11 protein-coding genes are annotated in these 10,267 nt (G+C 70.8%); 7 read left to right on the forward strand and 4 right to left on the reverse strand.

All coding sequences use genetic code 11. The features are described 5' to 3' along the window. Nucleotides 1-101: 101 nt before the first annotated feature. Together CEK69_RS06205 and CEK69_RS06210 are read right to left on the reverse strand one after the other, a co-directional pair. Complete coding sequence (locus CEK69_RS06205) at nt 102-572, reverse strand: peptidylprolyl isomerase (protein ID WP_010342327.1); 471 nt, start codon at nt 570-572, stop codon at nt 102-104. Nucleotides 573-697: 125 nt separating this feature from the next. Beyond that, entirely contained in the window at nt 698-1,654 is a 957-nt protein-coding gene (locus tag CEK69_RS06210) for a cation diffusion facilitator family transporter (RefSeq protein ID WP_152244471.1), read from the reverse strand. 90 nt (nt 1,655-1,744) lie between these two features. On the opposite strand from CEK69_RS06210, the gene CEK69_RS06215 reads away from it, so the two are divergent. After that, nucleotides 1,745-2,086: a zinc ribbon domain-containing protein YjdM gene (locus tag CEK69_RS06215; RefSeq protein ID WP_017908239.1), complete on the forward strand. Its 342-nt coding sequence runs from the start codon at nt 1,745-1,747 to the stop codon at nt 2,084-2,086. A gap of 64 nt (nt 2,087-2,150) precedes the next feature. On the opposite strand, the gene CEK69_RS06220 is transcribed toward CEK69_RS06215, so the two are convergent. Then, nucleotides 2,151-3,239, reverse strand: a complete 1,089-nt coding sequence (locus CEK69_RS06220; RefSeq protein ID WP_148828789.1) for an alkene reductase — start codon at nt 3,237-3,239, stop codon at nt 2,151-2,153. A gap of 263 nt (nt 3,240-3,502) precedes the next feature. Between CEK69_RS06220 and CEK69_RS06225 the strand changes: the two genes are divergently transcribed. After that, nucleotides 3,503-4,705, forward strand: coding sequence for an MFS transporter (locus CEK69_RS06225; protein ID WP_152244473.1), 1,203 nt, complete (start codon nt 3,503-3,505; stop codon nt 4,703-4,705). 6 nt (nt 4,706-4,711) lie between these two features. On the opposite strand, the gene CEK69_RS06230 is transcribed toward CEK69_RS06225, so the two are convergent. Next, on the reverse strand, nt 4,712-5,707 hold the full coding sequence (locus CEK69_RS06230) for a tetratricopeptide repeat protein (protein ID WP_152244475.1): 996 nt from the start codon (nt 5,705-5,707) through the stop codon (nt 4,712-4,714). 615 nt (nt 5,708-6,322) lie between these two features. Here CEK69_RS06230 and CEK69_RS06235 point away from each other — a divergent pair. The 5 genes from CEK69_RS06235 (at nt 6,323) to CEK69_RS06255 (ending at nt 9,948) form a co-directional block, all read left to right on the forward strand. Further along, complete coding sequence (locus CEK69_RS06235) at nt 6,323-6,778, forward strand: PA2169 family four-helix-bundle protein (RefSeq protein WP_041500455.1); 456 nt, start codon at nt 6,323-6,325, stop codon at nt 6,776-6,778. Between the two features lie 143 nt (nt 6,779-6,921). Continuing rightward, a complete protein-coding gene (gene thpR, locus CEK69_RS06240; RefSeq protein ID WP_152244477.1) occupies nt 6,922-7,542 on the forward strand; it encodes an RNA 2',3'-cyclic phosphodiesterase in 621 nt (206 codons plus the stop codon). After that, a complete protein-coding gene (locus tag CEK69_RS06245; RefSeq protein ID WP_152180845.1) occupies nt 7,539-8,138 on the forward strand; it encodes a hypothetical protein in 600 nt (199 codons plus the stop codon). The genes thpR and CEK69_RS06245 overlap by 4 nt, the downstream gene beginning before the upstream one ends. Before the next feature lie 78 nt (nt 8,139-8,216). Further along, nucleotides 8,217-8,402: an oxidoreductase-like domain-containing protein gene (locus CEK69_RS06250; protein WP_017908246.1), complete on the forward strand. Its 186-nt coding sequence runs from the start codon at nt 8,217-8,219 to the stop codon at nt 8,400-8,402. A gap of 121 nt (nt 8,403-8,523) precedes the next feature. Next, nucleotides 8,524-9,948, forward strand: a complete 1,425-nt coding sequence (locus CEK69_RS06255) for an AcvB/VirJ family lysyl-phosphatidylglycerol hydrolase (protein ID WP_051064877.1) — start codon at nt 8,524-8,526, stop codon at nt 9,946-9,948. The last annotated feature ends 319 nt before the right edge of the window (nt 9,949-10,267 follow it).

Here is a 10,267-nt window from a genome sequence, read left to right on the forward strand (position 1 = left end):
GGCCGCGCACTGTGGGGCAAGCCGTCGCGCGACGCAAGCGCGGCCGCAAACGCACGAGGCCCGCATCGGCGGGCCTCGTCGGGGGCGCGAAACCGGGTCGCTTACAGCGCGGCGCCGGCGTGGCCCTGGTTCTTTTCCTGCTCGGTCGCCTCGCGCACGCCGGCCACTTCCACGGCGAAGTGCAGCACCTGCCCGGCCAGCGGGTGGTTGCCGTCGATGGTCACCAGTTGCTCGCCGACCTCGGTGACCGTGACCAGCAGCGGGCCCTGGTCGGTCTGCGCCTGGAACTGCATGCCCGGCGCCAGCGATGCGGCATCCGGGAACGAACCACGCGGCACCTGCTGCACCAGTTGCTCGTGGCGCGGGCCGTAGCCTTCGGCCGGGATCACGTCGGCCTTGACCGACTCGCCGGTGCGCTTGCCGGTCAGCGCCTTTTCCAGGCCCGGCACGATGTTGCCGGCGCCGTGCAGGTAGCTCAGCGGATTGTCCGGCGAGGACTGGTCGATCACTTCACCGGCGTCGTCGGTGAGGGTGTAGTGGATGGTGGCGACAAGCCCGTTGGCGATCTCCATGGGAAACCTCGTTCAGTGAGTAAGGGGGATACGCCGGCACAGTCACAGCGCGATGAGAGGGGTGCTACCCGGCTACCCTAACGAAAAGCGGCGCAGGGCCGCAAGTCGCGTCGGGGCGCCGCCATTCAGGCCGGCGGCGGCCGGCGCAGCGCGGTGCGCCGGGCCAGCCAGGTCTCCGGGGTCTGCGGCTTGACGAACAGCGCCTGTAGTTCCGGATGCTCGGCGCGCGCGGCGGCCTCGATGCGCTCGATGCACGCTTCGATCTGCGCGGTGCTGCGCTGGTCCTCGAACTCGGCGCTGAGCGCGGCCACCACCTGGTCCGGCCCCATCTGCACGCTGAGTACGCCGTTGACCGCGCGCACGTCCGGATCGGCCGCGGCAATGCGCCGCAGCGCGTCGCCGAGCGGACGCGCCGCCGGCTCGCCGATCAGCAGGCCCTTGGTCTCGCGTGCCAGCACGAACGCCGAACAGGCCAGCACCGCGGCGATGCCGACGGAGGCGACGCCATCCAGTTCCGGCATGTCCAGCCATTGCGCGGCGAGCAGCCCGGCCAGCGCGATCAACAGGCCGATCAACGCCGCGCTGTCTTCCACCAGCACGGTGAACAGGCTCGGGTCCTTGCTCTCGCGGAACGCCTGTACGTAGCTCAGGCGGCCCTTGCGCGCGCGGAACTCGCGCAGCGAGACCCACCACGAGCCGCCCTCGAACAACAGCGACAGCCCCAGCACGATGTAGTTGAGGGTGTGGTCGCTGGCCGGCTGCGGATCGCGGATATGGGCGATGCCCTCGTACAGCGACACCCCCGCGCCGAGCGCGAACACCAGCAGGGCGACGATGAAGCTCCAGAAGTACAGTTCGCGTCCATGGCCGAACGGATGGGTGGCATCGGCCGGGCGCGCGGCGCGGCGCAGGCCGTACAGCAGCAACAGTTCGTTGACCGTGTCCACCAGCGAATGCACGCCTTCGCTGAGCATCGCCGAGCTGCCCGAGAGCCCGGCGGCGACGAACTTGGCGATGGCGATGGCGAGATTGCCGGCGAGCGCGGCGTAGATCGCGAGACGGGACCCGGACGAGGCGGACATGGCATTCCTGCGGCTGGCGCGGCCGCACGGCGGCACGGGGCGGGCGGCTACAATAGGCGGCTCGCCGTCGTCGCCGTATCAAGGATTCCCATGCCCGCCGCACCCGCCTGCCCGCAATGCACCCTGGAAAACACCTATGTCGATGGCGCCAACTGGGTGTGCGCGGACTGCGGCCACGAGTGGCCGGTCGCGGCTGACGCCGCCAACGATGCGGCGACGGTGGTACGCGACAGCAACGGCAACGTGCTGCAGGCCGGCGACACGGTGGTGGTGATCAAGGACCTGAAGGTCAAGGGCTCGTCGATCCCGCTCAAGCAGGGCACGGTGATCCGCGGCATCCGCCTGGTCGAAGACGATGCCGAACACATCGAAGGCAACTCGGACAAGATCAAGGGCCTGGTGCTGAAGACCTGCTTCCTGCGCAAGGCCTGAGCGGGCGAGCCCCACTGCATCGCCCGCCGCGGCGGCACCGATGCGGTGCCGCCGCAGGACGCGATCAATCCAGCGTCGGGTAGTCGGTGTAGCCCTTGGCGCCGCCGCCGTACAGCGTGTCGGCGTCCACCTGGTTCAAGGGCGCGTCGCGGCGCAGTCGTTCCACCAGGTCCGGGTTGGCGATGAACGGGCGGCCGAACGCCACCGCGTCGGCGCGACCGGAGGCCACGGTCTGTTCGGCCAGTGCCTTGTCGTAGCCGTTGTTGACCAGCCACGGACCATGGAACTTGGCGCGCAGCGCGGCGTAGTCGAAGGCGATGTTGTCGCGCGGGCCGCCGGTGGCGCCTTCGATCACGTGCACGAAGGCCAGGCCCAGCGGGTCCAGGCGTTCCACCGCGCGCTCGAACAGCGGCTGCGGATCGCTGTCGCGCGCATCGTTGGCCGGGGTCACCGGCGACAGGCGCACGCCGGTACGGTCGGCGCCGATCTCCTGCGCCACCGCCTCCACCACTTCGAACAGCAGGCGGGTGCGGTTCTCGATGCTGCCGCCGTAGGCGTCGTCGCGGTGATTGCTGCCGTCGCGCAGGAACTGGTCGATCAGGTAGCCGTTGGCGGCATGCACTTCCACGCCGTCGAAGCCGGCGGCGATGGCGTTGCGGGCGGCGCGGCGGAAGTCCTCGATCAGCGCGGGGATCTCGTCCAGGCGCAGCGCGCGTGGGGCGGAGACGTCGGTGAAGCCCTCGGCGGTGAAGGTCTTGGCATCGGCGCGCAGCGCGCTGGGCGCCACCGGCGCGGCGCCGCCCGGCAGCAGGCTGACGTGCGAGATGCGGCCGACGTGCCACAGCTGCAGCACGATCTTGCCGCCACGGCGATGCACCTCGTCGGTGACTTTCTTCCAGGCCGCGACCTGCGCGTCGCTGTAGATCCCCGGGGTGTCCTTGTAGCCCTGGCCCATCGGGCTGATCTGGGTCGCCTCGGCGATGAGCAGGCCGGCGCTGGCGCGCTGGCCGTAGTACTCGGCGGCCAGTGGCGAGGGGATGCGGCCTTCGCCTTCGGCACGGTTGCGGGTCAGGGGCGCCATCACGATGCGGTTGGCCAGTGCGATCGCGCCCAGGCGCAGCGGCGTGAACAGCGGGGAAGCGGTGTCGGTCATCGGTGGGTCTCTTGGTGGTGGGGTGGGGCGGCCGACCCTACAGCGGGGCGCTGCAAGGCGGCGTGCGTGCAGGACATGGGGACGCGCGCGGCGGTTTCGCGTCGGTGCGGTGGGACAGTGCGTTGCTGCGGCGGCACCTTCGCGAGGGCATCGCCACCCCGGGCGCCACCAGCGGCACCGCGCAACGCGGCGTTGCGCAGGCGGGGCTGCAGGACTTGCTGCAATGCACAATAATGGGCGGCCCTTTCCTTCGGGACGTGCGCATGACCTCATCCGCCACGGTGCCGCTGTCGCGGCGCGGCTACGTGCTGATCCTGTTCGCGCTGGCGATGGGCGGTTTCGCGATCGGCACCAGCGAGTTCTCCACCATGGGGCTGATGCCGTACATCGGCCGTGGTCTGGTCATCGATGCGCCACAGGTCGGGCATCTGATCAGTGCCTATGCGCTGGGCGTGGTGGTCGGTGCGCCGCTGCTGGCGATCCTCGGCGCGCGCTGGTCGCGCCGCGATCTGCTGCTGGCGCTGATGGGCTTCTATGCGTTCGGCAATCTCGCCAGCGCGGTGGCGCCGGACTATCACAGCATGCTGCTGGCGCGCTTCGTCGCCGGCCTGCCGCACGGCGCCTATTTCGGCGTGGCGACCCTGGTGGCCGCCTCGATCGGTCCGCCCGACCAGCGCGGTGCGGCGGTCAGCCGGGTGCTGCTCGGCCTCAACCTGGCGGTGCTGGTCGGCAACCCGCTGGCGACCTGGCTCGGCCAGGTGGCGGAATGGCGCTACGCCTACGCCCTGGTCGCGGCGATCGCGGTGCTGACGGTGGTGCTGGTGTGGCGACTGCTACCGGCCGATCCGCAGGAGGCGCGGCCCTCGCCGTTGCGCGAACTGCGCGCCTTCAACCGCACGCAGGTGTGGCTGGCGCTGGGCATCGGCGCGATCGGTTTCGCCGGCATGTTCTGCGTCTTCAGCTATCTGGCGCCGACCCTGATGGAGGTCACCGGCGTGTCCGAACACTGGATCCCGGTGGCGATGGGCGCGTTCGGGCTGGGCGGGTTGCTCGGCAATCTGGCCGGCGGCTGGCTGTTCGACCGGATGCAGTTCCGCGCGGTGCCGCTGGTGCTGCTGTGGTCGCTGGCGGTGTTGCTGGTGTTCCCGCTGGCGGCCACTTCGCCGTGGGCGGTGCTGCCGGCGGTGGTCGCGGTCGGCAGCATGGGCGCGCTGGCGCCGGTGTTGCAGACCCGCCTGATGGACGTGGCCAGCGATGCGCAGACGCTGGCCGCCGCCTCCAACCATGCCGCGTTCAACCTGGCCAATGCGCTGGGGCCGTGGCTGGGCGGCATCGCGATCGGCGCCGGCCTGGGCTGGACCTCCACCGGCTATGTCGGCGCGGCGATGGCCGTGGGCGGCCTGCTGATCTACCTGTGGGCGCGCCAGGCGGGACGGCGTGCGGCCTGCGCGCATGCGGCCGGCTAGGGGGCGCTAGCGCAGCGGCCGCGCGGTGGAAGACAGCCGCCGCAGCGCGTCCAGCTTGCCTTGGTAGCGCGGTTGCGTGGCTGGATCGGCGTGGGCCATGGCCTCGCGCAGCGCCGCAGTGGCGCGGCGGGTGTCGCCGCTGTGCAGGTAGGCGCGGGCCAGGGCGAAGTACAGCAGGTGGGCGCCGTCGTACAGGTGCAGCGCGTGCCGGTAGTAGGCGATCGCTGCGGCGTAGTCCTGGCGCCGCTCTGCCTCGTTGCCGAGCAGGTATTGCTGGAATGGGTCGCGTTGGCGCACCTGTTCCATCTGCCGCTGCAGGGCGGCCTCGCGCGTGCCGTCGCCCAGGCGTCGGGCCAGGCCCACGGCGTTGGACAGCGCCGGCAGGTGTTCCGGATCGATCTCCAGCGCCTTGGCGTAGTCGCGTGCGGCGGCGGTGCTGTCGCCATCGCGCATCGCCAGCACGCCCTGGTTGTTCCAGGCCCCGGCGAAGCGTGGGTCCATCTGCAGGGCCATCGCCAGATGCGCGCGGGCGCCGTCGAGGTCGCCGTCGACCAGCAGTTCGGCGCCGCGGTTGTTGTAGTAGTGGGCGAGGGCGCGGCGGTCGGAGATGGGCTGTGGCCCGCGCCGGTCCATCAGCACGCTGCGGTCCAGGTCGATGCTGCCGCGGCCGCTGTCCACGCGCACGCCGGCGTTGACGTGGCCGACGTTGTACAGCGCATTGCCGTCCTCGTACCAGCTCAGCACGCGGCGTACTTCCTGGACCTGTGCCTGTAGCCCGACGTCGCGCGCCATCGCCACGAACAGCAGGGTGAAGGACAGGCAGTTGACGTGGCGCGTGGCGTAGCTCTCGGCGACGCTGTGGGTGGCCTTGGGGTCGTACTGCAGGTCCAGGCCGTTGGCATCGAAGGCCAGCGCCACCAGTTGCTGCAGACGGTGTTCGGCATCGGCGCCGCGGTCGATGCGCTGCTGCAGCAGCGTATGCAGCGCCGGTGGAAGTTGCATGATCTGCTCAGGGGTCGGAACGGCGGTTGCCGCGCTAGTCGTCGCCGGAACCGGCGGTGCCGCCTCTCTCTGGACGGCCGCTGCCGTGTGCGAGGAAGGCAGCGACGGTGTGGGCGGCGACCGGGCGACCGTGGCAGCGGCGAGCAGGGCGAACGCGGTCCAGGCGAACATGACGCACCTCGCGGTGCCCTGCAGTGGCGAGGGCTCGCCTGCACTATAGGCCCTCGCTGGCGCGACAGGACGGTCATCGTGGCGGTGCCGACCAGCGGTCTCCGGCCGACGCGACGGCGGCGGTCATCCACAACCGCTGTGGACGAACGTGGGGCAACCGTGTGGATAAGTCGCTGCCACCCAGGCGCCACAATGTACGCAGACAGGATGGTGAAAACTTCGCCACATGTCTGACTGCGCAGTGCGGCCCATGAACGCGTGTTCACCACGGGCAATGCGGCGTGACGAGCGAGCGCCGATGGCTCACGTGCGCTTTATGCCGTTCTGCCCAGCATCGCCAACACCACGCAACGCGGCAATCCTCTCGACCGCGCCGTGCGATATCCAGGTTCACCCCCGTGTGCCCGTTGCGCGATATCGCTGGCCTCGCCACAGGAGTTTCCCATGAGCATCCAGAGCAAGACCACGCACAGCCTCAACGACCTCATCGCTATTTCCCGCGACGGCAAGGACTTCTACGAAGAAGCCGCCAAGAAGGTGGGCGACGCCGAGTTGTCCGCGCTGTTCCTGCGCATCGCCGGCGTCAAGTCGGACATCGTCAGCAGCCTGAGCGCGGTGGTGCAGTCGGTCGGTGGCAAGCCGGAAGAGCACGGCACCATGGTCGGCAGCATGCAGCAGATGTACGGCAAGGTCCGCGCCGCGCTGGGCGACACCAAGTACGGCTACGTCGCCGAGCTGGAAGAGTCCGAAGATCGCCTGCTGAAGGCCTTCAACGAGACCATCGCCGACGCCGACACCCCGGTCGCCGCGCGCGACGCCGCCACCCGCCTGCTGCCGGAAGTGCGCGCCTGCCACGACGTGATGCGCACCCGCAAGCACGCGATGAAGAACGCGGCATAAGCGCCTCCCGCCGCCGGCCCGGCGCGCCGCATCGCGGCGTTGTCCGGGTCGGCGTGCCGATGGTCTGCAGCGGGACGGTGCGCTTGCTACCATGCGTGCTCGACCGCTGCCCGACCTGATTGCGGCGTTTGCCGCTTCTGCCCATGTCTCCCGATGCTACGCCTGCCGGCGCCCAGTTCTCGCTCGGTTTCGATGCGCCTGCCGCACGCGAAAGCCTGTTCTTTGCTTTGCTTCCTGACATGCAAGCCGCGCACGCGGTGCACAGCCTTGGCCAGCAACTGTGCCAGGCGCATGGTCTGCACGGGCGTGCGCTGCCGCCCGAGCGGCTGCACGTGACCTTGCACTATCTGGGCGAATACGCCGGGATTCCGCCACGCTTGCTGCAGCAGGCATGCGCCGCCGGGCATGCGCTTGCGGCCTCGCCCTTTCAACTTGCATTCGACCAGGCGGTGACTTTCGACAGCCGCGCGCGTAGCCGACCGCTGGTACTGCGCGGTGATGCCGAGCCCGCGCCGTTGCTGGCGTTGCGTCAGGCGCTGCAGCAGCAGTTGGCCCGACACGGCGTGGCGCCGCGCGCCGACGGCGCGTATCTGCCGCACATGACCCTGGCCTATGTCGATCAGGCGTTGGCGCCGCAGCAGGTGCCGGCGCTGCATTGGCAGGCGACGTCGCTGAGCCTGATCCGCAGCGTACAGGGCCAGGGCCGTTACCTGCACGAAGCCAGCTGGCCGTTGCGCGCCGCCCCTGCGCAGCGCGACGCATGAACGCGGCGCCGCTGACCCTGCCCGAGGCGCAATGGGCGCAGCTGCGGGCGGCCTACGCCGAACCGCCGCGGGCGTATCACCATTTCGGCCACGTCGAGGCGGTGCTGGCGCACTACGCCGAGGTCGCCGCCGACACCGGCTGGCGGCAGCCACGCGAGGTCTACCTGGCCGTGCTCTATCACGATGCGGTCTATCGTGCCGGCCGCGGCGACAACGAAGCGCAGTCGGCGCGCCTGGCCGAGGCGGCGATCGCGCAATGGCTGCCGGACGCCGGGGTGGAGGCGACGCGGGTGGCTGCGCTGATCGAACTGACCGCGCGTCACGGGCAACTTACCGTCGACTCGGTGGATGCGGACGCCGCGCTGTTCCTGGATTGCGACATGGCCATCCTCGGCGCCGCGCCGGAGGCCTTCGCCGCCTACGACCGCGCCATCGCCGAGGAGTACCGCGGCGTGGTGCCGGGCTGGTTGTACCGGCGCAAGCGCCGCGCGTTCCTGCGCACCGTGCTGGCGCAGCCGCGCATCTTCCTCAGCGAGCGCTTCCACGCGCGCTACGACGCCGCGGCGCGCGCCAATCTGCGTCACGCCATCGGCTGAGGGGACTCGGACCGGGGCCTGCGCCGCCTTCTTCTACACTGCCGCGCCGGTCTGCCCCGGCCGCCGCCACGGAGCCCCATGTCCGACCCTGCCGCCAATGCCGATCCCCGCCCGCAGGCGCCGCTGCCGCCGGGCCCCAGCGACTGCTGCGACAGCGGCTGCCCGCTGTGCGTCTACGACCTCTACCACGAGGAACTGGAGCGCTACCGGCAGGCGCTGGCCGCCTGGCGGCTGCGCCATCCCGGCGCCGACGCGGACGCCTGACAGGCCTGCCGGTGCAGGCGCTGGCGCAGGTCCGGCGTACCTGGCATGAACCAGGGAGCGCGCCGCGCTTCGCGCCGTCGCCGTTCGGGATTATCTTTACACGCCTTTTCAGGATTGCCGGATGATGCAGAAGCGTGGCGGTTGGATGTGGGGATGTGCATTGGGCGGACTGCTCGCGGCCGGCGTCGCCGGCGCAGCACCGGGCGCTGCGGCCACCGCCGCGCCGCATGCCGGCGCACCGGCCGCGGCGCCGGAAAAGCTCAGCCATGGCCGTTTCGAGCAGGTGCCGGTGCTGTTGCCCAAGGGCAACGCGCAGCGCGTGGTGCTGTGGTTCGCCGGCGGCAAGCATGCCGACGCCGAGCGCATGCGCCAGATCGAGGCGCTGCGCGACGACGGCGCCATGGTCGCGGTGATCGACAGTGCGCACCTGCAGGCGGTGCTGGCCAAGATCGACGGCACCTGCGGCTTCTCCGCCGGCGACGTGGAGAATTTCTCGCGCTACGTGCAGGCCTATTTCCACGTGCCGACCTACCACCTGCCGTTGCTGGTGGGCGATGGCGACGGCGCCGCGCTGGCCTATGCGGTCGCGGCGCAGGCGCCCAAGCATCTGCTGGCGGGGCTGCTGACCGAGGATTTCTGCCCGGTGCAGGTGCTCGACGACCAGATCTGCGGCGCCGGCATCACCGCGCCGGCGCGTGCGTTGCAGGCGACTGCGCTGCCGGTGCCGTGGCTGGCGGCGCTCGATGCCAAGACCCGCCGCGATCGTTGCACCCAGCAGAGCGACGCGTTCCTGCAGAAGGTGGCGCAGGCGCGGCAGTTCCGCCGCAGCGCCAGCGGCGATGCGCTGCCGGGGCTGCGTGCGGCGGTGCGTTCGCTGGGCGACCGGCCCGGCGTCAGCCTGCCGCCGACCCCGGCCGACCTGGCCGGGCTGCCGGTGGTCGAAGTGCCTGCCGCCGCGGGCGCGGGCGATGCCGACAACGGCAACGTGTTCGCGATCTTCGTCTCCGGCGACGGCGGCTGGGCCGGGCTCGACCAGCAGGTCGCCGGCGCCCTGGCCAAGGCCGGCATCCCGGTGGTGGGCGTGGATTCGCTGCGCTACTTCTGGAGCGAGCGCACGCCGCAGGGCTTCGCCACCGACCTGGACCGCATCTACCGCCACTACAGCCACCTGTGGCAACGCGGGCGGGTGGTGCTGATCGGCTTCTCGCAGGGCGCCGACGTGCTGCCGGCGGCCTACAACCAGTTGCCGGAAGCGATGCGCGACCAGGTGCAGCTCACCGCCTTGCTGTCGGTCGGCAAGACCGCCGACTACGAGTTCCACGTGTCCAACTGGATCAGCTCCGGCGACGACGGCCTGCCGATCGCCCCGGAAGTGGCGAAGATGCCGCCGGCACAGACCCTGTGCATCTACGGCGAGGACGACGACGACGCGCTGTGCCCGGACCTGCCCAAGGGCGCGGTGCAACTGGTCAAGCTGCCCGGCGACCATCATTTCCAGGGCGATTACGCGACCCTGGCCAAGCAGATCCTGCAGCGGATTCAGTAGAAGCCGGGATTGGGGAGGCGGGATTGGGGATTGGTGGGGTGGTCGCGCGTGCGGGCTTGTCCGTTCGCGCCGTCTTAGGAGCGGCTTCAGCCGCGACGCTGATCGCTGAAACGCCAGTTCTGCGCGGCACAAGCGCCCGTTCGGTGTCGCCGGACTCCATGGCGGTCGTACCCCCACCCCCACCCCCCCCCCCGGGGGGAGGGGGGCTTTTCTTTCCTTTTCCCCCCCGGGGGAGGGGGCCCCGGGGGGGGGGGGGGGGGGGGCGCCGAACGCCCTTGCACACCCGGCAACAAGGGGCGCCGGCCCAACCCGCCCACCC

The sequence above is a fragment of the Xanthomonas sp. LMG 12462 genome, assembly GCF_009192885.1.
Classification (GTDB): domain Bacteria; phylum Pseudomonadota; class Gammaproteobacteria; order Xanthomonadales; family Xanthomonadaceae; genus Xanthomonas_A; species Xanthomonas_A sontii.

What these genes read in the sequence shown, in the direction of transcription:
- CEK69_RS06205 (WP_010342327.1), bottom strand. Translation starts at nt 572, where the DNA reads ATGGAGATCGCCAACGGGCTTGTCGCCACCATCCACTACACCCTCACC.
- CEK69_RS06210 (WP_152244471.1), bottom strand. Translation starts at nt 1,654, where the DNA reads ATGTCCGCCTCGTCCGGGTCCCGTCTCGCGATCTACGCCGCGCTCGCC.
- CEK69_RS06215 (WP_017908239.1), top strand. Translation starts at nt 1,745, where the DNA reads ATGCCCGCCGCACCCGCCTGCCCGCAATGCACCCTGGAAAACACCTAT.
- CEK69_RS06220 (WP_148828789.1), bottom strand. Translation starts at nt 3,239, where the DNA reads ATGACCGACACCGCTTCCCCGCTGTTCACGCCGCTGCGCCTGGGCGCG.
- CEK69_RS06225 (WP_152244473.1), top strand. Translation starts at nt 3,503, where the DNA reads ATGACCTCATCCGCCACGGTGCCGCTGTCGCGGCGCGGCTACGTGCTG.
- CEK69_RS06230 (WP_152244475.1), bottom strand. Translation starts at nt 5,707, where the DNA reads ATGCAACTTCCACCGGCGCTGCATACGCTGCTGCAGCAGCGCATCGAC.
- CEK69_RS06235 (WP_041500455.1), top strand. Translation starts at nt 6,323, where the DNA reads ATGAGCATCCAGAGCAAGACCACGCACAGCCTCAACGACCTCATCGCT.
- thpR (WP_152244477.1), top strand. Translation starts at nt 6,922, where the DNA reads ATGTCTCCCGATGCTACGCCTGCCGGCGCCCAGTTCTCGCTCGGTTTC.
- CEK69_RS06245 (WP_152180845.1), top strand. Translation starts at nt 7,539, where the DNA reads ATGAACGCGGCGCCGCTGACCCTGCCCGAGGCGCAATGGGCGCAGCTG.
- CEK69_RS06250 (WP_017908246.1), top strand. Translation starts at nt 8,217, where the DNA reads ATGTCCGACCCTGCCGCCAATGCCGATCCCCGCCCGCAGGCGCCGCTG.
- CEK69_RS06255 (WP_051064877.1), top strand. Translation starts at nt 8,524, where the DNA reads ATGATGCAGAAGCGTGGCGGTTGGATGTGGGGATGTGCATTGGGCGGA.